We start from the raw sequence: 21,964 nt of genomic DNA, 5'->3' as shown, positions 1-21,964 counted from the left end.
CGGCCCCATCCCACCGGACGATATGGACGAGACCCGTCGGATCGCCGGCGTTGAGGAGGTCCCGGAGGAGAGCACGCTGCTCGCGACCCTGCGCCCGGTCGACCCCGAGACGGTCGACGAGGGCGAGGGCGACCTCGGCGAGGGCGAGGGCGACGCCCCGGAGGTCGAGGCGATCCTCACGCGGGCCGCCGGGGAGGTGAGCGCGTTCCGGAACTACTGCCAGCACTGGACCGACGTGCGCCTCGACAAGGACGACGGGGCGTTCGTGCGCAACGGCGAGGTGTTCTGTCAGACGCACGGCGCCACGTTCGAGGCCGACGGCGGCAACTGTAACTTCGGGCCCTGCGAGGGCGCCGTCCTCGAATCGGTCGGCGTGACGGTCGCGGACGGCGCGGTGTACCTCGACGACGACGCCTACGAGTTCGTCCGGCTCGGCCCCTCCGCGGGGAAGGGCGACGGCAGCGGCTCGCGGATCGACTTCACCGGGAACTGAGCGCGGCCGGGGGGCCGCGACCGCCCCCTCGCCGGCGGTCAGAACCGCGTGCGACCGCTCCCGCCGCCGGCGTCCTCGCGCCCGAGTGCCTTCTTCAGGAAGTTCATCCAGCGCTTCTGGTCGGCGGCCTCCTGGCGCTTGGCCTCGGTCTCCGGGTCGGGCGCGTCGAGCCCCTCCAACGCCTCCAGCGCGCGGTCGATGCCGATGACCGACGCCGCCAGCCGCTCGCCCTCCTCGTAGCTCACCTCGTTGTCCTCGATCGGCGCCAGGCGGTCGAGCCGCTCGCGGCGGAGGTTCCGCTTGGCGCGCTCGACGCGGTCGCGCTCGCCGGGCGGGACCGAGTCGCGCCGCTTGATCTCGAAGACGAACGACCGGAGGTCGATCGCCTCCCCCTGGATCTCGATCGACTCCGGGATGTCGACGCCGATCGTCGACGACTCCCGTTCGACCCGTTCCAGGAGCTGTTTTCGCTCGAACTCCTTCACGGCCGATCGGTAGGTCGCGGGCGCACTTCGCTCCTTCGCTGGGCGCCGTCAGCCTGACGGCGCCGGCCGCTCCCTCGCCGGGAGGTAGAGCCGGACGACGTTGCCGCGGGGGTCTCGGCGCTCGAACTCGAGTTCTCCTCCGAGCGACTCGATACACCACTTCATCACGAAGAGGCCGACGCCCGTCCCGTGGCGGGTGTTCGTCACCTCGCCGAACGCGTCGAGGGCGTCGACCTCGGCCTCCGGGATGTGCGGGTTGGCGTCGACGACGCGGATCTCCACGCGCCCCGTGTTCGGCGACGGGCGGACGGTCACCTCGACGGTCGGGTCCGGCTCGTCAGCGTGCCGGACCGCGTTCTCGACCGCGTGGCGAAGCGCGTGGTCGAACGCGGCGTCGACGTGGATCCACATGGGTCTGCGCTCGTCGACGACGAACTCGGCGTCGGGGTACGACGGTTCGAGCGCGGCGACGACGTCGCGCGCGGCGGCGGCGGCCCGTCGGTGCGAACGCGGCGGCTCCGACCGACTGACGGCCTGCTGGATCTCCTTGACCGAGGTCGCGACGCCGCCGAGCCCCACCGCGGCCTCGCGCGCATCCGCGGCAGCCTCGCGAACGCCGTCGTCGTCGGTCGTCCGAAGGATCTCGCCGGTGTACCCGATGATCTTGTTCGCCTCGTTCCGGAGGTTATGTCGGAGCACGCGCCAGAACAGTGCCTCGCGCCGGCTCGCAGCGTAGTGCTCGCTGATGTCGCGCACCTCGGCGAGGACCCGTCTCGCGCCCGTCTCGCGCTCTCCGTCGCCGTCTGTTCGTCGGTCGGCGTCGTTCTCCAGCCCCCGGTCGCCGGACCACGGGGAGAGCGAGACGCGGACCCAGACCAACTCCCCGTCACGCCGCTTGATCCGCCACGTGAACTCGGGCGAGCCGCCGGCGGCGGCCTCGCGGAGGCGGTCGGCGAACTCCGACTCGGAGAAGCGGTACGTGTTGGCGGTGTATCGACCGACTGACAGCCCGCGGAGCTCCGCGGTCGAGTACCCGACGAGCGACTCCAAGCGGTCGTTCGCGCTCTCTACGGTACCGTCGGCGACGTCGAACAGCGCGATACCGACCCGGAGGGAGTCGTACGCCGGTGGCAGTCGCGCGTGCGGCTTCGCGGCCATACGTGTTGACTCGTCTCCCGCCCGGTCATGGGGCTTGCTAAGAGGGATATATATCGCTCCGGTTCGCTCGGGACCGTCGGGGTTTTTCGCGCGCGTCACGAAGGGGTAACACATGAAGTCGCTCGAAGCCGAACTCAACGCCGCCCGCGACCTCGCGGTCGCGGACTTGGCGGACGCCATCGAGTCCATCGGGTTCGAGTGTACGCGCTGCGGCGGCTGCTGTGCCGGCTACGCCCCCGACGAGCCGGGGGGCGCGCCCGCGGGAGAGGGGGCAGACGAGGGGGGCTCAGACGGCGACGGCGATACCCCCGACTGCCACGGCGACGGCGCCGCCGACCGCGAGCCGCACACCGCGACCGTCTTCCCGGACGAGGTCCGGCGCGTCGCCGACGCCGCCGAGGACGAGTTCGGCGAGGCGTACGACTGGCGCGACGTGGCGCGGCCGATGCCGTTCGGCCTCGACGCCGACAGGAGCGGCGACCCGACCGGCGAGACGTTCGAGTGGGCGCTCGCGACCGACGGCTGCGGCGACTGTACCTTCTACGAGGAGTCGGGCGGGGAGGGCGCCTGTACCGTCCACGACGCGCGGCCCCTCATCTGCCGGACGTACCCGTTCAGCGTCGCCCTGGAGGGGACGAGCCAGCCGATGGGCGAGGCGGTCGACGAGGCGGGCGTCGTCCGCGCCCACGAGTGCGAGGGGCTCGGTCGCGACATCTCCCGAGAGGACGCCGAGGAGCTCGCGGCCGCGCTGAAGGAGCGCGCGGTGCGCGAGTTAGAGGAGGCGATCGGAGTCCGGGACAGTTACGACCCCGGAGCGCGCGAGCGGGCCGACGGGGACGTCGTCGTCTTCGACTCGGAGGGACCGAAAGAGGCCGACGGGACGCCGATCGGCGGGGAGTAGCGGCCGGCTGCGGGTCCGCGGTCCGGCTTCTCGCGGATCAGACCACGTCCAGCGCCGCGTCCACGTCGTCGCGGATCGCCTCGCGGGCGGTCTCGTCCGGGAGCGTGAGCGGCGGGCGCACCGCCGGGTCGGGGATGAAGCCGCGGTGCGCCGCCGCCACCTTCGTCGCCGGCGCGAAGCCGTGGTCGGCGCAGCGGGCGAAAAGCGGCGCGACCGCGCGGCGGTGGAGCGCCAGTGCCCGCTCGTCGTCGCCGGCGCGGATCGCCTCGCCGAGCGCGTCGAACACCTCCGGGATCGCCTGCGAGAGCGCGTGTATCCCGCCGTCGACGCCGAGGCTCGCGCTCGGGTACAGCTGGGCGTCGACGCCCTGGAAGACGGCGAAGGAGTCGGGCGTCCCGCCGACCTTCGCCTCCAGGCCGGTGAGGTCGCTGGTCGTGTCCTTCATCCCGATCACCGACTCGCGGCTCGCCGCGTCGGCGAGCGCGTCGAGGTCGATGCCCTCGCCGACCGTCGCCGGGATGTCGTACAGGAGGATCGGGAGCGGGGCGTCGTCGGCGACGGCCTCCAGGAACGCGCGCTGCCCGTCCGGGTCCGTCGACGTGTGGTAGTACGGGAGCGTGACGAGCCCCGCGTCGGCCCCGGCCGCCGCGGCGGCCGACAGGTGGTCTCTGACCCGCGAGACGGCGGTGTCGGCCGCGCCGGCGATGACCGGGACTCGCCCGTCGGCCGCGTCGACGACGGTCTCGATCACGGTCCGCCGCTCGCCGTCGTCGAGGCTCGCGAACTCGCCGGTCGTCCCGCAGGGGACCACCCCGTCGATCCCGGCCTCGACGAGCGCGTCGACGTGGCTCGCGAGGGCGTCGGCGTCGACCTCGCCGCCGGGGGCGTCGCCGTCGGGGACGAACGGCGTCACTATCGGCGGCGAGACAGCTGCGTGCGGCAGATCGAAGAGTGGCATGGACGGCCCTTCGACCGGTGCCGACAAAGGCGTTGGTGCCTGCCCCGCTCCCGTCGCCTAACAGTGTCGGCGGTACAACTATACTGACCCGCTCCCAGATTCCGATGGAGTCTACTATGGAAATCTCCGAGAAGCTCCTCTGTCTGTTCAGCGCGGAAGTTCGCGAGGCCGACGACGGCGAGTACGTCGTCGACGTGCCCAACCGAGAGATCGAGACCGGGTCGCTGGAGCCGGGCGAGACGTACCGCGTCGCGCTCGTCGCCCGCGACGGAACCGCGGCGTCGACGGACGACGCCGACGCCGCCCCCTCCCGGAACGACGACGGACCGCAGCCGCCGGTCGAGCCCGGCGAGATGCGGTACGTCGAGATCGAGGACCTCGGCAAGCAGGGCGACGGGATCGCCCGCGTCGAGCGCGGCTACGTGATCATCGTCCCCGACACCGAGGTCGGCGAGCGCGTGAAGATCGAAGTGACCGAAGTGAAGTCGAACTTCGCCGTCGGCGAAGTGGTCGAGGAAGCGGGCTGAAGCGGCGGCGAAGCGAGGCGGCGGCGGTTTCTGACGACGGGACAGGCGACGAGCGGCGGCGCGCCGCTCACTCCTCGTCCGGCACCCTGGCGTCCCAGTAGGACACCGAGGCGACGTAGTCGCCGGGGACCGTGTCGCCCGCGAGCTCGTCGAGCGCCCGGAACGGCCGCGCGACCGCGCCCGGCAGCTCGCGGTAGAAGCCGTACGGCAGCACGAAGTCGTGCTCCTCGTTCGCGAGCGTGAGGCCCGCGTCGCCGAGCATGGCGGCGACCTGTCGCTCCGAGTAGAGCCGGGAGCCCATCGGGAGCAGCCAAGTGTACAGCGTCCGCAGGCTACGGCTGTTGAACGTGTCGAAGAACACCTGATCGCGGCTGACCCGGCGGAGCTCCTTCGCGAACGGGACCGGGTCGTCCATCAGGTGGAAGAAGCGCATCGCGACGACCGTGTCGAAGTGGTCGTCCGGGAACGGGAGCCGCGAGGCGTCGCCGCGGAGGAACTCGACGGCGTCGGCGTGCCCGGCGGCGGCGACCTTCTCGCGGGCCTGTTCGAGCATCTCGCGGGAGACGTCGAGCCCGACGACGTCCGCGCCCTGGTCGGCGAGCATCGTCGTGAACCGCCCGGTGCCGCAGGCGACCTCCAGCACGCGGTGACCTGGATCGATGGGTCCCAACGCGGCGAGGACGGCCTCCTTCTCCCGGCGGTCGATGAGCTGTCCGCCGCCGGAGAAGCGGACGTCGTCGTACTCCTCGGCGACCTCGTCGGCCTGGTACCAGTCCTGTCCCTTCACGTTGTCCGTGGTGGACGCCGGACCGACAAAACCGTACTGGAAGCGGTCCGGCGCGGGCCTCGGTGCGGGCGGTCCGGACCGCTCCGACGGCGGTCGCCGGTCACCCGCTCGTGGCGACGTTCTCGGCGGGGATCTTCACGATCACGCGGGCGCCCTCCTCCTCGTCGTGGTGCGGGTACTCGTCGACGTCGAAGTACCGGCGGGCGAGCGCGTCGATGTGGGCGCGCGCGCCCTCCTCCGTCAGTTCGGCCTCGCCGCGGACGGAGACGTAGCGGTACGGGTCGTCGGGGTCGAGCACGCTGACGCCGACCTTCGGGTTGTCGCGGACGTTCCGCTCCTTGCGTCGCCCGCGGGCGGTGTTCACGAGGACGTACTCGCGGTCCTCGTGGTCGACCCAGACCGGCGTGACGTGGGGGAGGCCGTCGGGCCCGACGGTCGCGAAGTGGGCGTACGACTCGGCTTCGAGGATGTCGACGTGGGACTCGGGGATCACGAGCCGGCGTACGGGCCGGCGCCGGAAAACACGCCTGATCGATCGTGTATGAGAGCGAGCCGAAGAGTGATATTAACACATTATATTATCACAGGCGGATTCCCCTATATGTAGCCAACCTTTACCACTACCCACGGAATTCGTGTGAGACATGAGTACCAGTCCCGCGGAGACCGCTGACCAGGACCGCCTGTCGGAGAGCGAGTATCGCGACCGCCTGCGCGAGCTTCCCCCGAGCGCGAAGCTCGTCGCGAAGGTACTGGAGGGGGACGCGCCCCTCTCGCAGGGCGGCCTCGCCGAGGAGTCGCTGCTGCCCGACCGCACCGTCCGCTACGCGCTCAACCGCCTCGAGGAGGAAGGCCTCGTCGACTCGCGGTACAGCTTCAAGGACGCGCGCAAGCAGGTGTACTACCTGACGATCTGAGCGGTCCTCGGACCGTTATCGCCGGCCGCGGTCGGCGCGGCGTCGGGTCGGGCCGATCGAACGCACACGTTGCCCTTTTTACCTCCTCGCCCCGATAACGGGTCGTATGGACCTCTCGGTCGTCGTCCCGACGCTCAACGGTCGGGACCGGTTGGCCGCCTGCCTCGACGCGCTGGCGGCTAGCGCCCCCGACGCCGAGGTTATCGTGGTCAACGGCCCCTCGGCCGACGGCACGACCGGCATGGTTCGCGACCGCGACGACGTCGACGTGCTGGTCGAGATCTCCGACCGGACGGTGAACGTCGCCCGCAACGCCGGCATCGAGGTGGCGACGGGCGACGCGGTCGCGCTGGTCGACTACGACAACCGCATCGAGCCGGGGTGGCGCGACGCGGTCGCGGACGGCCTCGACGCGGCCCCCGTGGTCTCGGGCCCGGTGGCCCCGATCCCGCCCAGCGAGACGGACGCGGACCGCGCGGTCGACGAGGTCGACGATCCGAGCGAACCGGAGCGCAACCGGATCGCCGGCCGGGACGTCACCTACTTCGAGGGAGGGAACGTCGCGTTCCGGCCCGAGGCCCTCCGCGACCTCGACGGCTTCGACGAGTACCTCCGGGTCGGCGGCGCGCGCGACGCGGCCCACCGACTGGCGCGCATGGACCGCGAAGTGGCGTGGCGGCCGGAGATGGCCGCGCGGAAGGAACTGCCGACTCCGACCGCCGCGGACGGCGGACGCAGCGCCCACGAGTGGGGCTGGAAGTACCGCGGGCTCGCCTATCGCCTCCTGAAGAACTACGGCGTGCGGCCGACCGTCCTCCTCCGGGCGGGATCCCACGCGGCCGGCGACGCCCTCTCCGCGGCGCGGGACGTCGTCCGCGGCGAGTCGACCCCCTCGCGCTGGGCCGCGACGGGTCGCGACGTGATCGTCGGGCTCACCGGCGGCGCCTCCGACGGGATCGTCGCGCGACGGCGGGACCGGAGCCCCGCCAAGAACCCGAACGGGGTCTCGACGCGCGCGGACCGCGCCGTCGCGAAGTACGACCGACGGGACGCGGGGGGCCGCGGCGAGGGGGCGCCGGCCGGCGAGGCGGCCGACGCGACCGGCGCCGAGTGAGCCCCGCGCCTTTTAACCGACGGCGCGGCCTACGCTTCGCCAACGAATGGGACTCACGAAGCGCATCATCCCCTGTATCGACGTCGACCTCGACGACGACGGCGACGCCGCGGTGTACACCGGCGTCAACTTCGAAAACCTGGAGTACACGGGCGACCCCGTCGAACTGGCGAAGAAGTACAACGAGGCGGGCGCCGACGAGTTCGTCTTCCTCGACATCACCGCCAGCGCCGAGGGGCGGGAGACGATGCTGGACGTGGTGAACGCGGTCGCCGACGAGTGTTTCATCCCCCTGACGGTCGGCGGCGGCATCCGCACCAAGGCCGACATCAAGGAGACGCTCCGCGCCGGCGCGGACAAGGTGTCTATCACGACCGGCGCCTTAGAACGCCCCGAGCTCATCGAGGAGGGCGCGGCCGCGTTCGGCAGCCAGTGCATCGTCATCTCCGTCGACGCCCGCCGCCGGTACGACGACGAGGGCGACCACTTCTACGAGGACGAGGACGGCGAGACGGTGTGGTTCGAGTGCACGAAGAAGGGCGGCCGCGAGGGCACCGGCATCGACGCCGTCTCGTGGGCGAAGGAGGCCGAGGAGCGCGGCGCGGGCGAGCTGTTCGTCAACTCCATCGACAAGGACGGGACGAAGGACGGCTACGACGTTCCGCTGATGAAGGCCGTGGGCGAGGCCGTGTCGACGCCGCTCATCGCGTCGTCGGGGTGCGGCAGCCCCGAGGACATGTACGAGGTGTTCACCGAGGCGAACGCCGACGCCGGGCTCGCGGCCTCCATCTTCCACTTCGGCGACTACTCCATCGAGGAGACGAAGGCGTACCTCGACGAACGCGGCGTCCCGGTGCGGCGCTGAGCGCGGCCCGGCGCGGGAGTAACTACGTTCGTAGTTTCTATTTTTGCGCGACTGAAACCAACAGTTATTATCCGACCGAGCGCGAATCGTGACGTATGTCCACGTCCACGTCATCCGCGCGTGTTCGCGACGGGTCGCCCGAACTCGTCTGTAAACGGACGGACGGCGACGACGGCGGCGAGGTGACGTTCTTCGAGCGGGACGTCGACCCGGACGAGCGGACCACGCGGTGGATCACGGTCCGCGAGTCCGACTGCGTGCCCCGCGACGAGTGGCGATAGGAGCGGTTTTGTCGTGGTTTTGGGGTTTATTTGGCTCTGTTGAAATCCTCCGCAGCTGATAGTTTTCACCCCAATCGCTCAGTACAGAGCGTGATTTCAGCGAAGTATCTTAGATAACGGTGGCCGTCAAGAGAGACGGACTAGTCGGTGTCGTAGAATACAACCAATTCGGATGAACAAACTTTAGTCATGTGGAGTATATTTATATTTCATCGTTTGTGACCACGATTTGTGTCCGAACAGCCCTCCAATACTGAGATAGATATCGGACTTATCGCCCAGACGATCTTCGTTCTCGCCGTGGTGATCGGCATCCCCTCGGCGTTTGCGCTCGATGGACAACTCCGCTCTCTCGCCTTCCTAATCCTAGCCGTCCTGCTGCTCGTGGGCTTTCTTGTCGTCGGTTACCGCCATGCACGCCGACAGAAGTCTCTCCATCAGCACGTTGCTTTTTTAATAGTTTGGTTCGGCAGTTTCTCTCTAGCGGGCCGACTCGCTCGCACAGCAAGCGGCCGCCTCCCAGAGCCGATTCCCGACCTCTTGGCAATAGGCGTCACGCTCGGTGCACTGTGGATCGGCTCACGACTTGCCTACGGTGGTGCATTGACCCGGGCGGTGTTTGGGTCAGACTGAGACTTCACGAGGAGACTGAACTGGTCAGTCGAGGTCTGGCCACTCCCAATACAGGCGTTCCATGTCGTATTCGAGGCTCTAATCGGCCGGCTGTTTCAGTCGGTAATGTGTCTGAAGAATAGGATTTCAACAGAGCCGTTTATTTATAACTCGTCGTGAGTGGAGCGGCGAACACCGCCAAAGCCCCAGCCGCGCTCGACTCCCTCAGCTCGCTGCGGTCCTCGGTCGCGACGCTCCCTGCGGTCTCGCCGGCGGCGCTACGCGCCGGCGACCTCGCGCGTGCTCCTCGCGGCCGCCGCTCCGGCCGCTCGCAGGCACGCGCCGCCGCTCAGGATTCATCGAGAAATAGTCGCCGCGTGTCGGTCAGTCGTCGTCCGCGGCGGCGCGGTCGGCGAACTGCGGCAGTTCGTCGTCGAGCAGCGCGACCGTCGCCAGTCGGATCGCGTGCGGCCAGCCGAGCGGGGTCGCGCTGTCGGGCGTCCCGTCGTCGAAGAACTGCTCGGGGAGGTACGTCGTCGGCTCGCACAGGGAGCCGCCGGGCGAGACGTGCGCGAGCAGGTCGCGGGCCCGGGCCGTCATCTCCGCGGCGCGCGGGTCGTCGTGCGCCGCGAGCAGGGCCGCGAGCTCCGCGCAGGCGTTCGCGCCCCACGCGGTCGAGACGGTCCACACCTTCTCCGAGAGCTGGTCCGCCCGGCGCCAGCCGTCGCCCTCGTAGCGGATCAGGCCGACGATGTCGTCGGTCTCGTGGGAGAGGCCGTCGACGACCGTCTCCACGTGCGAGACCAGCCGGTCGAGGCGCTCGTCGTCGACCGCGCCGCTCTCGCCGTCCGCCGCGCCGAGCGCGTCGAACGAGCGGTGCGCGGCCGCCAGCGCCAGCGTCGCGGAGTCGAGCCGGTCGTCGATGCCGCCGTCGAGCGTCTCGCGGACGGCGTAACAGCCGCGCTCGGGCACCCACAGGTCGTCGAGCGCGTCGTACACCTCGCGGGCCCGGTCGCGGGCGTGCGCGGCGAGGTCGTCCGGCAGCGACGCGGCGCCGGGCACGGCGTCGGGGTCGTCGAGCGCGTCCACGCTGAGCCCCTCGCCGTGCCGCGCGAGCTCGCTGTACGCCTCCAGGAACGTCGCGGCGGTGTGCGCGAACCGGCCCGCCGAGTCCTCCCACGCGTTCTGACAGACGACGGGGCGGCCGTCGGGTTCGAGCGTCCGGTCGAGCCCCGCGAGCGCGGCGACGAGGGTCGCGTCGAGGCCGGCAACGTCCACGCCCGTCGCCCGCGCCCGGGCGAGGTACGCGACGACGCTGCCGGTCTGGTCGGCCTGGTAGTCCACGTCGGGGCCGTCCTCGATGCGGGCGTTCGCCCACCCGGGGGCGAGCGCGCCGTTCCGCGGCCACACCCGGTGGGGCCAGGAGCCGTCCGGGCGCTGCGTGTCGACGTACATGCGGGCGGAGCGGGCGTGCCAGTCGTCGAGGTCGAGGTCGACGGCGTCGGCGGCGCCGAGCAGGAACCCGGATATCTCCGCGTCGTCGCGGAACCACGTGTAGCCGTAGCCGCCGGAGTGCTCGTAGTAGGGGTCGAAGTCCGGCCCCGCGATCCGGAGCCCGGACGGCGCGGAGAGCAGCGAGAGGACGCGCAGGTCCGCGACGACCGACTCGCGAGCGGGCGCCGACTCCGGCACCGACGGGAGCGCGTCGGCCGCCGCCTCGGCGAGCGCGTCGACGTCGTCGAGGTCGGCGAAGAGGTCGGCGAGGCGCTCGCGGGCCGCCTCGCGGTCGGTCTCGGCGCGGTCCGTCAGGAGCGTGGCGACGGTCGCGACCCCGTCGTCGAACGGCACGTCGGCGATGACCTCGCCGGAGAGGCGCTCCTCCTCGTAGCGGTCGCCGTCGCGGTCGCGCGGGAGCTCGGTGGGGTCGTCGTCGAGCAGTTCGGGGAACGTCGCCGGGAGCTGGCCCCGGAGGTCGGCGAAGCCGGTCGCGCTCGCGAGGAAGTCGCGCTCGTCGGCGTGGTACACCTCGACGGCGTCGTCGTAGCGGAGCTGTCCCACGCGGTCGTCGCGGCCGTCGGGCGCGAAGCGGGCGTAGACGACGAGCGAGGCGTCCGCCGGGTCGACGTCGCCGTCCGCGAACTCGACCGACGCCCGGGTGAGGTGCGCGTCGCCGAGCGTGAGGTCGTGGCGGGTCACCGTCGCGCGCGGCGTCTCGTGGACCGTCTCGACCAGCGCGGTGTCGCCGACGTACCGCTGGCTCGTCTCGGCCTCGTCGAGCCAGGCCACCTCGTCGCCGACGGCGAGCCCGATCCGGGACCGGACGAGCCCGGTCCGGCCGGTGAGCGGGTAGCCGAAGTCGCGGAGTTCGCCGTCGTCGCCGACGTGGACGAGCCGGCCGTTTCCGCCCGAGAACCGGCCGGAGACGGTGCGCCGCTCGCCGGGGAAGCGCGTCCCGTCGCCGGCGTGGCGCTTGTAATCGTCGAGGGCGTCGCGGAGCTGCATTACGCGAATACACGCCACCGGTCGATATGAATCTTTGGTGTGATTATTGTTCATTCGTTCCGAGAACGGAAACCCTCAAACCGCGGCGCGACGAGAGGCGGAGCGTGCACGAACCCGGCCCCCCGCGAACGACGAGCGTCGGCGAGCCCGTCGAGCTGGCGCCGCGGTGTCCCGACCCCGACGGGACCTACCGCTGGACCGTCCGCGACGCGCCCGCCGACAGCGACCTCTCCCCCGGCGACGGCCCCGACCCGACCGCGACCGGCCCGCCGAGTTCGGCGACGACGGTCGACCCCGACGGCTCGGCGGCAGCGGACGCGGCCGGGTCCGACGGTCCGGCGGCGGTGCTGCGGGCCGGCGAGACGGGTCGCGACGACGACCCGGTGGTCCACCTCGCGCCCGACGCCCCCGGCACCTACGTCCTCGCGGTCGACGCGCCGGACGGGACCCACCGGCAGCGCGTCCGCGCCTTCCCCGACGAGCGCCGCCGGGCGGAGATCCGCGTCCCGGCCGACGACCTGGGCGTCGAGGACGGCGAAGTCGACCGCGTCTCCCTGCTGTGGCCCCACAACGAGAACCGGCTCGCGCTCGACCGCGCCGAGCGCGACGGCGGCGAGTGGGTCGCCTCGGTCCGCGTCCCGCCGGGCGGCCACGGCTTCGGCTTCGTCCCCGACGGCGATCGCTCGGCCGCGTTCCACGGCGTCTGCGAGGTGCCCGGTCCCGGTCGGCCGCGGCTCTCGCTCGACGCGTCGGTCGTCGAGGCCGACGACCCGGCGGCGAGCGACCGGCTCCGCCTGACCGCCGCGGTCGAGCCCGCGCCCGCGGTCGACGACGTCGAGCGCGGCGGTGACCCGGACGCGCTCGACGCGACGTTCCTCGTCGACGACCGCGACGCCGACCCCGAGACGGTCGCGGCGATCGAGTCGCGGGCGGACGGGCGGACGCTCTCGGTCCCCCTCGACGACCTCCCGGACGATGTCCGGATCCACGCGGTCCCGCACGGCGAGCGGTACGGGGCCGCGGAGACGGTCCGGATCGAGCGGGAGGGCGCCGCGGCCGGCGGCGACGGTGCGGTCGCGGTGCGCGACCCGAACCCGACGCCGGGGTGGGCGGAGTCGCCGACGATCTACGAGGTCTTCGTCCGCTCGTTCGCGGGCGACACGCTCCCGACGACGTTCGCGGAGATCGAGCGCCGGGTCGAGTACCTCGACCACCTCGGCGTCGACGCGCTGTGGCTCACCCCCGTCCTCGCGTCGCCGACCGAGCACGGCTACCACGTCACCGACTACTACGACACCGCCGCGGACCTCGGCTCCCGCGAGGCGTTCGAGTCCCTGGTCGAGGCGTGCCACGACGCCGGGATCCGCGTGGTCTTCGACCTCGTGATCAACCACACCTCCCGCGACCACCCCGCGTTCCAGCTTCACTCGGCGGGCGTCGACGCGTACGCCGACCACTACCGGCGGACCGACGCGGCCGCCGACGTGACGGGGATCGACTGGGCCGAAGTCGGCGACGGGGACGCCCCGGACTACTACTTCGAGTGGGGCCGCATCCCGAACCTCAACTACGACAGCCCGGCGGTCCGCGAGTGGCTGCTCGACGTGGTCGACGAGTGGGCCGCCGTCGTCGACGGCTTCCGCGCGGACGTGGCGTGGGGCGTCCCGCACGGCTTCTGGAAGGAGGTCGCCGCGCGCGTCCCCGACGACACCCTCCTGCTCGACGAGACGCTCCCCCACGACCCGTTCTACGGCGAGGGGGAGTTCCACCGCCACTACGACACGTCGCTGTACGAGACGCTCCGCGCCGTCGGCGCGGGCGAGGAACCGGCCGACGCGGTCGAGACCGCCCTCGCCCGCGTCGAGTGGCTCGGCTTCGACGACCCCGCCGCGCAGATGCGCTACGTCGAGAACCACGACGAGGACCGGTACCTCGCGGAGCACGGCCGCGAGGCGCTCCGCGCGGCCGCGGCCGTGACGTTCACGCTGCCCGGCGCGCCGATGATCTACGCGGGCCAGGAGCGGGGCAACGAGACGTACCGCGGCCCGGTCCGGTGGCACGACGGCGACAACGACCTCACCGACTTCCACCGCAAACTGGCCGCGCTGCGCGCCGCCGAACCGCTCCTGCGCCGCGGCGGTGTGGCGTTCGACGGTCGCGCGGCCGACGCCCGCGTCGTCGACGGCGACGCCGAGCGCGTGGTCGCCTACGAACGGACGCCGCCGGCGGGCGCGGGAGCCGGTGACGCCGGAACGAGCGACGACGCCGACCCCCTGCTCGTCGTCGTCAACTTCGCCGCGGAGCCGGCGACCGTCGCCGTCCCCGGACCGGTCGAGGCGGACCTGTTCGGCGACGGGAGCGCGGTCGCAGGTGACGGCGACGGCGAGGTCCGGGTCGCGGTCGACGCCGTCGCCGTGCTCCGATAGCGGTCGACGCCGTCGCCGCGCTCCGGTGACGGACCGGGCGTCGCCGGTCGGCGGCGCGGCGAGGTCGCCCGGGACCGACCCATATAAGTGTCGCTCGGAAGAGGCGTTCGTATGGACGACCGGACGCTGACCGACCTCCTCCGTCGCTTCGGGCTCTCCGACAAGGAGGTCGACACCTATCTCAGTCTGCTGGAACACGGCGAGGCGAAGGCGAGCACCGTCGCCGACGCGGCGGGCGTCTCGAAGCGGTACGTCTACAGCGTGAGCGAGTCGCTGGCGGAGCGCGGCTTCGTCGAGGTGAACGACCACGTCGTGCCGACGACGATCCGCGCGAACCCGCCGGACGAAGTTATCGACCGGCTCCGGTCCGACGTGGACGCGATGCGGCCCGGGCTGGCGGAGCGGTACTCCCGCGTCGAGCGCCAGGCCGAGCAGTTCGAGGTGATCAAGTCGCGGGCCACGGTGATCAAGCGGATCCGGTCGCTGCTGGCCGACGCCGAGAGCGAGGTGGCGCTGTCGATCACCGCAAAGCAGCTCCCGGAGGTGAAGGAGGTGCTCGTCGACGCGGTGGACCGCGGCGTGCTCGTCTTGCTCGTCGTCTCCGACGCGGCCGCCGACCTCGACGCCGACGACCCCGGGCTGGCGGGCGTCGCGAACGTCGTCCGGACCTGGGGCGAGGCGATGCCGACCCTGCTCACCGTCGACTCCGCGGCCGGGGTCGTCTCCCCGCCGGAGCTGCTCCGGCGCTCGACCACCGACCGGCAGGCCATCGCCTTCGCGCAGGAGCAGCTCGCGCCGGTGATCGCCGGCTCCTTCCTCGGGAACTACTGGCCCGCCGCGACCGAGCTGGCCGTCGCCGACCCGGCGCCGCTCCCGGCGGAGTACACCGACTTCCGGCACACCGTCCTCCAGGCGACACTCCGGCTCCGCGCCGGCGACCCGCCGCGGGTGACCGTCGGCGGGCGGTGGACCGACGACGACGAGCCCGCCGAGGTCGTCGGGCGCGTCGTCGAGACGAAACAGGGGATGGTGGAGCCGACGAACAACGAGTTCCCCGTCGAGCACTCGCTCGTCGTCGCGACCGGCGACGGCGAGGTCACCGTCGGGGGACAGGGCGCGTTCGTCGAGGACGTCGAGGCGGACCTGGTGCGGATCGAACCGGGCGGGGAGTAGGGCGGGAGCGTCAGTTCGCCGACGGGACCGACGCGGTCGACGGGCCGCCGTCGAGGGCTGGCGCGTCCGGGTCGACCCGGACCCACCAGTCGGAGCCGGTCGCGTCGCCGGCCGCGCCGAGGAGGGAAATGCCGGCGATCCGGCCGCGCGAGTCCCGACGGCACAGCTCCAGCGCGGCCGGGAGCGTCGCGACCCGCCCGTCGGCGGGCGACAGCGCGTACCCGGAGACCCGGACCGTCGCGTCGTCGGCCGGAACCCCGGGTCGCGCAGCCAACCCCGCCTCGTCGGCGCGCTCGTACCCCTCGACGAGACCGACGGCCGCGAGGCGGTCGAACGCCGCGTCGACCGGGTCGGCGGCGGCCGACTCCGACGGCTCGGGGAGGTGCTCGGCGGCTGCGGCCAGCACCGACGCCTGCGCGTCCGGGTCGAGGTGCCGGTCGAGCGCCGTCGCCATCGCTTCGAGCAGGCAGAGACAGAGGTCGTCGGGGTCGGCGACGCGCTCGGCGAGCGAGAAGTACGCGTTCATCGCGGCCGACTCGGCGCGGTCGTGGCCGCCGGCCGAGAGCGCCTCGAACGTCGCCGCGGCCGCCGCGTGGCAGAACTCGACGCGGTCGCGGGCCCGGCCGCGCCTCCCTGCCTCGCCCGCGCGTCGGCGGTCCGTCGGCGCGTCGTCCCCGCCGGGTGCCCGGCGGGCGGTACCGTCAACGATCCGGTCCGCCAGCTCCGCGGGCGGCGACCCGCCCTCCCCGGGGGCGAACGTCGGGCCGCCGTCGTCCCGCTCCGTCGACCCCGACGGCGGCTCCGCGAACTCCTGTCTGACGACCACGTCGTAGAAGGGGAGTTCGGGGTCGTACCGGCGGAGGGTGTCGCGGTACTGCTCCGTCGCGCGGGCCGCCGCGCGGGCCGTCTCGCGGCTCTCGAAGCGCAGCCCCGCGGCAGGCACGGGCCGGTCGCCGTACCGCGCGCAGACGAGCGAGAACTCGCCGTCGTCGGCCGCGAGCGATTCGATGTGGTCCGCGATGTCGAGTAGGGTGGTTCCGATCACGGTTGAGTGGGTCCGGTCGCGTGCGTTCAGTCCTCGAGGCTCGGGTGCGTCTCCTGGGGGTCGGGGTGCGGCTCGGCGGACCGCTCGCGCGCCGCGTCGAGCGCGGCGGCCTCGCGTGCCCGGCGTTCGTCGGCGTCGATCTCCTCGCAGCCGGGCGGCACGTCGCGGCCGCGGTCGGTGAAGTACCCCTCCGGCGCGACCCAGTCGTGGTAGAAGGGCGCGTCGTCGTCCTCCAAGAGCGTCACCGCGACCTCCGCGCCGTGGCCTGCGCAGACCGCGGCCTGATGGGGCTTCTCGGCGAGCCGCCCCGCCGCGTACAGCCCGTCGACGCCGGTCCGACCGCGCTCGTCGACGTCGACGTACGCCTTCCCGCGGTCGACGATCCCGACGCCGTCGATCCCCTCCAGGTAGCCGACCTCGTTCTTCGTCGCCGCGACGACGTACCGCGTTCGCACCGGGTCGGCGCCGTCCGTCTCGACGACGAACCGCGCGCCGTCCGCGGCGGCGTCGGGTCGCGCGTTCGCCGCGGGGTCGTCCGCCGCGGCGTCGTCGACCGCGCCGACCGTCGCGACCCGGGTGACCCGCCCGTCGAACCGGTCCGCGCCGGCGCCGGCGGCCTGCTCGTCGAGGCGGTCGAGGAGCTGTCGGGGGTTGATCCCGAGCGGGAACCCGGGGAAGTTCTCGAGGTGCGCGTTGCGCCGGAGGATCGACTCGCCGGGGTCGACGACGAGGGTGTCGAGCCCCTGCCGTGCGGTGAAGACGGCCGCCGTGAGCCCGGCGACGCCGCCGCCGACGACCACCACGTCCCTGCTCGCGTCGGTCGACCCGCCGTCGGGGCCGTCCGCGCCGGAGTCAGTCATCGGTCCCCGACCTCCCGGCCCTCAGCGGGGCCGTCCGCCGCCTCATCGGGCAGTCCGATCGCAGCCGGGTCGGTGTCGAACGTCTCGGCGGCGTACTCGCGGACCACGTCGTCATCGAGGGCATCGAGCAGCCGGAGCTGCCCGCGGCGGTCCCGCCGCTCGCGCTCCTCGGCGGTGACGCACCGATCCAGGAACTCAGCCTTGAGATCCTCGCGGGCGGCGTCGACGACGGACCGGTCGACCCCGTCGTCCGCCGGCAGCATCTCCCGTTCGAACCACTCGTCCACGTGGTCGTCCCAGCCGTCGCCGCCGTAGCGCCCGTCGTGGACGACCCAGTCGACGTAGCGCTCGCCGACCGCCGGCCAGTACCGGTCGCTCATGTCGTCGCGGGCGAGCGCCAGGCCGACGCGAGCGCCGTGGCCGACGTTGACGCCGACCTGGTGGACGGTCTCGTCGCTCATCCAGCCGGCGACGTACAGTCCCGGTACTTCGGTGCGTCCCCCGTCTGTGGGGACGAACGGGTCCGGCGGCGACCCGTCGGCGTCGTCGGCCGCCTCCGTGCCTGCGTGTGTGTCCGCGACCGCGTCGGCAAGGGGGTCCAGCACCTCGCCGTCGTACGCGGCGGCGACGACGACGCGGTCCGCGATCAGTTCTCCGGACCCGGTCTCCACGGCGAACGCGTCGGACTCGCTGCCGTCGGGGTCCGCCGGCCGGACCGCGGTGACGCGCTCGTCGACCACCTGACCGCCCTCGGTCTCGACCTGCGTTCGACCCAGTTCGAGGAGTCTGTTGGGATCGATCCCCGCGGGGAACCCGAGGTAGTTCTCGACGTGAGCGCACTGCGTGATCGCCGCCTTGCCGCCGTCGAGGACGGTCGTCTCCAGGCCGTACCTGGCGACGAAGGTCGCCGCGGACAGCCCCGCGGCGCCGCCCCCGACGACGGCCACGTCGGCGTCGGTCCGCGAGTCCGGGTCCGCGGCTGGCGTGGTGTCGGGACGGGTCGTCATCGGCGCACCTCGACCGGTCTGTCGGCTGTGATGAACGGCTCGTCGGCGTCCGCCGCCGCGAACGCGACCGCGCCGTCGGGGCCACGCGCCACGCGCCACTGCGGGAGGGCGGGGACGCCGTACTCCGACGGATCGCCGTACGTCGCCGCGACGGTCCACTCTCGCGCGCGCATCAGAGGTCACCCGCGATGATGTCGTTGACACGGTCGCGATCGAATAGTCGGTTCTCTTCCGGGACCTCGGGAAAGGCCTCGGGATCGAACTCGCCGAACTCCTCGGGGTACAGCTGCTGGGCTTTCATTTCGGTTTGGAGCAGGTTGACGATCGGTCCCTGTTCACCGTACGCGCCCGGATACACGCGGCCCTCGCTGACGGCCGTGAGCTCGCTTCCGACCTCGTCCTCCTCCATCGGCGTCACGTACTGCTCGCGGAACGCGGAGGCGGAGAAGGAGTCGGTGTCGCCCGTCGTGCCGATCCCCCAGTGGACGACGATGATCTCCGGGTCGACCTCCAGCAGTCGCTCGTAGCCGATCGCGCCGCTCTCGGCCAGCTCCTCCGAGAAGGCGCTCTTCACTTCGAGATCGCGGTACGGCTTCATCTCGTACCCCTCGCCGCGGGTGTACAGCGGATATATCTCACCGCTCGCCGGGTTGGACCCGCTGTTTATCAGTCCGACCTCCGGCCGCTCCTCCTCGGGCGGCAGCCGAGAGGCGATCTCGGTCCGGAGCTCCTCGTGGACCGCCGCGAGCGCCTCGTAGCGCTCGCGCTCCTGGAACAGGTCGGCGAGCCGCTCGAACCCCTCGTAGAGCCCGTACAGCTCGTAGTCGTGGAATCCGCGGCGACGACGCATGTTGTTGCCGAAGAACGGGGCGACGTTCTCGCGGATCTCGGCGGTGTCCGCTTCGCTCCACGAGCCGTCCCAGCCGGTCCCGTGGAGGTAGTTCGGGTCGATGAGGAACACGTCGGGGTCGAGCTCGTAGAAGCTCTCCTTGTCCCAGCCGCCGTCGGCCCACATGGACGGTAGCTCGTCCTGCGGGGGCACGTCGAGGTCGAACGGCTCGAAGAAGAACGACGGGATCATGTTCCCCGCTGTGAGGAACCCGTCCTGCTGGCCGAGGGCGAACGCCATGTCCGCCCAGCCCCCGTTGTACACGGCGTACGTCTCGGGGACCGACTCGAAGGTGAGACAGCCGACGGGTTCGATACAGGCCTCGTACGGTGCCGTCCCGTCGCCCGAGGCGCCGCCGTCGGAGCCGTCTCCGTCGCCGTCGGCCGACGATCCGTCGTCGGTCGTCGAGGGCTGTGACCCGTCGCCGTCGGACGACCCGCCGCCCGTACAGCCGGCGAGCAGGCCGCCGAGCGCGACAGCCCCGCCGTACCGGAGGTAATTGCGCCTGTCGACGCGCTCAGAGCGATCGGTCTCGTCGGTCATCTCAGTAGTCCCCGCTGATCGCGTCCGCGACCCGCTGCCGGTCGAACAGCCGCTCCGCCTCGGGGATCTCCGGGTACGGACCCTCCTCGTAGCGGGGCCACTCGCCGAACGCCTCGGGGTACAGCTGCTTCGCGGTCATCTCCAACTGGAAGAGGTTGAGGATCGGCCCCTGGTACCGGGCGCCCTGCGGGTGGACCCGGTCGTTCCTGACCGCCGCGACCTCGGAGCCGACCGGGTCGTCCTCGAAGGCGGCCCGCCGGCCGGCCATGTCGGTCCCGGGCTCGAACCCGCCGAGGTAGAGGATCACGTCGGGATCGGCCTCCAGGATCGTCTCGAAGTCCACGACCGTGCCGGACTCGACGCTCCCCTCGAAGGCGTCGCGCGGCCCGAGCGGGCGCGTGTGCGACGTGAGGAAGCCGGGGTTGCTCAGCGTGTACGCGTACATCTCCTCGACGTCCGCGGCGGCGATCATGATCGCGGTCGGCCGCTCCGACTCCGGCGGGAGCCCCTCGTCGATCGTCGCGAGGAGGTCCTCCCGGACGGCCGCGAGCGCCTCGTAGCGCTCGCGCTCCCGGAACGCGTCGGCGACGATCTCGAACTGCTCCCAGAGGCCGTAGTACTGGTAGCCCTCGGCCCACTCCGCGGGCGGCTCCTGGTGGCGGTCCGAGAGCGAGTTGCCGAACCACGGCGAGACGCGCTCGCCGATCTCGTCGATGTCGTCCCGGCTCCACGCGTCCTGCCGCGTGATCCACGCCGGGTCCGCGAGGTGGACGTCGCTGTTCAGTTCGTACAGCTTCTCCTTGTCCGGCTGCCACGAGGAATAGAGCCCGGACCAGTCGAGCGAGACGCCGGGGAGGCGCTCGACGAACTGGTTCCAGAGGCCGTCGTAGTAGTCCGGGGCGTGGAGGGCGGTGACATCGTTCCCGCGACCGAGCGCGAACGCCATGCCCGCGTGGTGGGTGAGCCGGGTGAACACCGTCTCCGGCGGCGACTCGAACGTCGCCTCGCCCGTCGGCGAGATGGACGCGGTGTAGCTCCCGCCGTCGTCCGCGGAGGGGTCACCCGATCCGTCGGAGCCGCCGTCCCCCGAGCCGGCCTCGTTCCCGCCGCCGTCGGTCGAGTTCGTGTCCTCCGGCGACTCGCTCCCGGCGCAGCCTGCGAGCGCTCCCACGCCGGCGACGCCGCAGTACCTGATCGCGTCGCGGCGGGTCGCCCCGGACCGCTCTGCGTCTGAGTCCATGCGTTTTAGGCCACCCTAAAGAAATAAATCGGTTTCGAATCTTAGGCGAGCCTAAAGAGTTCGGCGAGTCGGGGGAAACCGCGCCCGAACCGGCCGGTCGAGGCGGTGGTCGAGCGCGGTCACGGGGACCGGTCGGGGTCCGTGGTTCGAGCGCTCTCCCCGAAGACGGGGACGGACTCGTGCGGTTCCCCGGTCAGAACGGCGGGCTGTAGTCCTCGTACTCGTCCATCTCGTCCATCTCGTCGGTCTTCGACGGCATCACCGCGGCTCGCGGACCGCCGGACCGCACGACTTCCACGTCTTCGAGGCCGTCGACGCTCTCGGGGAGGCGGCGCTCGATGGCCTTCATCGTCATCGGGGCGATACCGCAGCCCGAACACGCGCCGCCGATGGCGACGGTCGCCGTTCCCGCCTCCTCGTCGACGTCGCGGATCTCGAAGCTGCCGCCGTGTTGCTGGATCTGCGGGACTTCGTTGCTCAGGTAACTCCGCGTCTGCCGTTCGAGTCCTTCTGCGCTCATTGCGTCCCCACATTCAACGCATAGTATCATAAAACTGTGGTATTAGGGTACCCTAAAAACACGCGATAGAGGCTATATATAGGATATATACTGATATTCCGCTGATAAGTAATTACGTTTTGTTATTTTTCGCACCGCCTAAAACGGGACGGCGGTCGGTACCGGTCTGCCGGATTCGACCGGGGTGAGGACGCGTCCGGGCCCGAGTCAAGACCGCTCGCCGTCGGTCGTCGCCGACGCGTCGTCCGCGTCGGCTCCCGGGCCATCGCCCGTCTCGACGGGGAGCGTCTCCGCGAGGCGTTCGGCGACGATCGGACTGACGAGCCCCGCCACCCGCATCGCCTGGCCCTCCGAGTCGTCGAGGTCCAAGACGCTCCGGAAGAACCACGAGACGGTCACGTAGGTCTCGTGTAGCTCCGCGGCTCGCTCGCGTCCCGCGTCCGTCAGCCTCGCGCCCTCGTACGGCCGGTACTCGACGAGGCCGTCGTCGTCGAGCCGCTGAAACGTCTCGGTGACCGTGGCCGGCGACCGGTCGAGCGCCTCGGCCACCGCGCCCGTCCCGATCGGCTCCCCGTTCCGATGCCCGAGGATGTACACCGCCAAGAGGTACTGCGGGGCGCCGGTCATCGCTCACCCCCTCGCGTCTCGCCGTCGGCCCCCG

At 71.6% G+C, this 21,964-nt stretch carries 24 protein-coding genes; 10 read left to right on the top strand and 14 right to left on the bottom strand.

Features of this window, described 5'->3' with window-relative positions:
• Positions 1-22 precede the first annotated feature (22 nt).
• Complete coding sequence (locus tag EXE48_RS00655) at positions 23-493, top strand: Rieske (2Fe-2S) protein (RefSeq protein ID WP_053771721.1); 471 nt, start codon at positions 23-25, stop codon at positions 491-493.
• A gap of 38 nt (positions 494-531) precedes the next feature.
• On the opposite strand, the gene EXE48_RS00650 is transcribed toward EXE48_RS00655, so the two are convergent.
• Together EXE48_RS00650 and EXE48_RS00645 are read right to left on the bottom strand one after the other, a co-directional pair.
• Positions 532-978, bottom strand: a complete 447-nt coding sequence (locus tag EXE48_RS00650) for a DUF5788 family protein (RefSeq protein WP_053771722.1) — start codon at positions 976-978, stop codon at positions 532-534.
• Positions 979-1,026: 48 nt separating this feature from the next.
• Positions 1,027-2,136 carry an ATP-binding protein gene (locus EXE48_RS00645; protein WP_053771723.1) on the bottom strand — a complete coding sequence of 370 codons (1,110 nt, stop codon included), beginning with the start codon at positions 2,134-2,136 and terminating at the stop codon, positions 1,027-1,029.
• Between the two features lie 112 nt (positions 2,137-2,248).
• On the opposite strand from EXE48_RS00645, the gene EXE48_RS00640 reads away from it, so the two are divergent.
• On the top strand, positions 2,249-3,037 hold the full coding sequence (locus EXE48_RS00640) for a YkgJ family cysteine cluster protein (protein WP_137710578.1): 789 nt from the start codon (positions 2,249-2,251) through the stop codon (positions 3,035-3,037).
• A 37-nt stretch (positions 3,038-3,074) separates the two neighbouring features.
• Here the strand turns inward: EXE48_RS00640 and EXE48_RS00635 are convergent, their stop codons facing one another.
• On the bottom strand, positions 3,075-3,995 hold the full coding sequence (locus tag EXE48_RS00635; protein ID WP_137710577.1) for a dihydrodipicolinate synthase family protein: 921 nt from the start codon (positions 3,993-3,995) through the stop codon (positions 3,075-3,077).
• A 116-nt stretch (positions 3,996-4,111) separates the two neighbouring features.
• On the opposite strand from EXE48_RS00635, the gene EXE48_RS00630 reads away from it, so the two are divergent.
• Entirely contained in the window at positions 4,112-4,522 is a 411-nt protein-coding gene (locus tag EXE48_RS00630; protein ID WP_053771726.1) for a TRAM domain-containing protein, read from the top strand.
• Positions 4,523-4,589: 67 nt separating this feature from the next.
• On the opposite strand, the gene EXE48_RS00625 is transcribed toward EXE48_RS00630, so the two are convergent.
• Entirely contained in the window at positions 4,590-5,309 is a 720-nt protein-coding gene (locus EXE48_RS00625) for a class I SAM-dependent methyltransferase (RefSeq protein ID WP_053771727.1), read from the bottom strand.
• Positions 5,310-5,409: 100 nt separating this feature from the next.
• Positions 5,410-5,802 carry a PPOX class F420-dependent oxidoreductase gene (locus tag EXE48_RS00620; protein WP_121599246.1) on the bottom strand — a complete coding sequence of 131 codons (393 nt, stop codon included), beginning with the start codon at positions 5,800-5,802 and terminating at the stop codon, positions 5,410-5,412.
• Between the two features lie 151 nt (positions 5,803-5,953).
• On the opposite strand from EXE48_RS00620, the gene EXE48_RS00615 reads away from it, so the two are divergent.
• From EXE48_RS00615 to EXE48_RS00595, 5 genes are all read left to right on the top strand, one after another.
• Positions 5,954-6,226 (top strand): MarR family transcriptional regulator, encoded by a 273-nt coding sequence (locus EXE48_RS00615; RefSeq protein ID WP_053771729.1) that lies wholly within the window; start codon positions 5,954-5,956, stop codon positions 6,224-6,226.
• Between the two features lie 106 nt (positions 6,227-6,332).
• Positions 6,333-7,340, top strand: coding sequence for a glycosyltransferase family 2 protein (locus EXE48_RS00610; protein WP_121599248.1), 1,008 nt, complete (start codon positions 6,333-6,335; stop codon positions 7,338-7,340).
• 46 nt (positions 7,341-7,386) lie between these two features.
• Positions 7,387-8,205: an imidazole glycerol phosphate synthase subunit HisF gene (hisF, locus tag EXE48_RS00605; protein ID WP_121599249.1), complete on the top strand. Its 819-nt coding sequence runs from the start codon at positions 7,387-7,389 to the stop codon at positions 8,203-8,205.
• Positions 8,206-8,300: 95 nt separating this feature from the next.
• A complete protein-coding gene (locus EXE48_RS00600; protein ID WP_137710576.1) occupies positions 8,301-8,486 on the top strand; it encodes a DUF7511 domain-containing protein in 186 nt (61 codons plus the stop codon).
• 231 nt (positions 8,487-8,717) lie between these two features.
• Complete coding sequence (locus EXE48_RS00595) at positions 8,718-9,119, top strand: hypothetical protein (protein WP_053771733.1); 402 nt, start codon at positions 8,718-8,720, stop codon at positions 9,117-9,119.
• 363 nt (positions 9,120-9,482) lie between these two features.
• Here EXE48_RS00595 and EXE48_RS00590 read toward each other — a convergent pair whose 3' ends face one another.
• Positions 9,483-11,600, bottom strand: coding sequence for a DUF7997 domain-containing protein (locus EXE48_RS00590; protein WP_137710575.1), 2,118 nt, complete (start codon positions 11,598-11,600; stop codon positions 9,483-9,485).
• Between the two features lie 104 nt (positions 11,601-11,704).
• Between EXE48_RS00590 and EXE48_RS00585 the strand changes: the two genes are divergently transcribed.
• Positions 11,705-14,026, top strand: a complete 2,322-nt coding sequence (locus tag EXE48_RS00585) for an alpha-amylase family glycosyl hydrolase (protein WP_137710574.1) — start codon at positions 11,705-11,707, stop codon at positions 14,024-14,026.
• A gap of 111 nt (positions 14,027-14,137) precedes the next feature.
• Positions 14,138-15,199, top strand: a complete 1,062-nt coding sequence (locus EXE48_RS00580; protein WP_121599252.1) for a TrmB family transcriptional regulator — start codon at positions 14,138-14,140, stop codon at positions 15,197-15,199.
• 10 nt (positions 15,200-15,209) lie between these two features.
• Here the strand turns inward: EXE48_RS00580 and EXE48_RS00575 are convergent, their stop codons facing one another.
• From EXE48_RS00575 to EXE48_RS00545, 8 genes are all read right to left on the bottom strand, one after another.
• On the bottom strand, positions 15,210-16,244 hold the full coding sequence (locus EXE48_RS00575) for a DUF7551 domain-containing protein (protein WP_137710573.1): 1,035 nt from the start codon (positions 16,242-16,244) through the stop codon (positions 15,210-15,212).
• Between the two features lie 26 nt (positions 16,245-16,270).
• Entirely contained in the window at positions 16,271-17,104 is an 834-nt protein-coding gene (locus EXE48_RS00570) for an FAD-dependent oxidoreductase (RefSeq protein ID WP_053771738.1), read from the bottom strand.
• A complete protein-coding gene (locus tag EXE48_RS00565) occupies positions 17,101-18,111 on the bottom strand; it encodes an FAD-dependent oxidoreductase (protein ID WP_137710572.1) in 1,011 nt (336 codons plus the stop codon). Before EXE48_RS00565 ends, EXE48_RS00570 begins: the two co-directional genes overlap by 4 nt.
• Entirely contained in the window at positions 18,108-18,284 is a 177-nt protein-coding gene (locus EXE48_RS18610; protein WP_167551901.1) for a hypothetical protein, read from the bottom strand. The genes EXE48_RS00565 and EXE48_RS18610 overlap by 4 nt, the downstream gene beginning before the upstream one ends.
• A complete protein-coding gene (locus EXE48_RS00560) occupies positions 18,284-19,543 on the bottom strand; it encodes an ABC transporter substrate-binding protein (protein ID WP_137710571.1) in 1,260 nt (419 codons plus the stop codon). Before EXE48_RS00560 ends, EXE48_RS18610 begins: the two co-directional genes overlap by 1 nt.
• Before the next feature lies 1 nt (position 19,544).
• Entirely contained in the window at positions 19,545-20,783 is a 1,239-nt protein-coding gene (locus tag EXE48_RS00555; RefSeq protein ID WP_137710570.1) for an ABC transporter substrate-binding protein, read from the bottom strand.
• A gap of 193 nt (positions 20,784-20,976) precedes the next feature.
• A complete protein-coding gene (locus EXE48_RS00550) occupies positions 20,977-21,303 on the bottom strand; it encodes a NifU family protein (RefSeq protein WP_053771741.1) in 327 nt (108 codons plus the stop codon).
• A 207-nt stretch (positions 21,304-21,510) separates the two neighbouring features.
• Positions 21,511-21,930, bottom strand: coding sequence for a metal-dependent transcriptional regulator (locus EXE48_RS00545; RefSeq protein ID WP_137710569.1), 420 nt, complete (start codon positions 21,928-21,930; stop codon positions 21,511-21,513).
• Between the last annotated feature and the right edge of the window lie 34 nt (positions 21,931-21,964).

The sequence above is a fragment of the Halorubrum sp. ASP1 genome, from assembly GCF_005435135.1.
In the GTDB taxonomy this organism is placed as follows: domain Archaea; phylum Halobacteriota; class Halobacteria; order Halobacteriales; family Haloferacaceae; genus Halorubrum; species Halorubrum tropicale.
The sequence above is the reverse complement of the archived record's forward strand: the minus strand, read 5'-3'. Positions and strand labels throughout refer to the sequence as shown.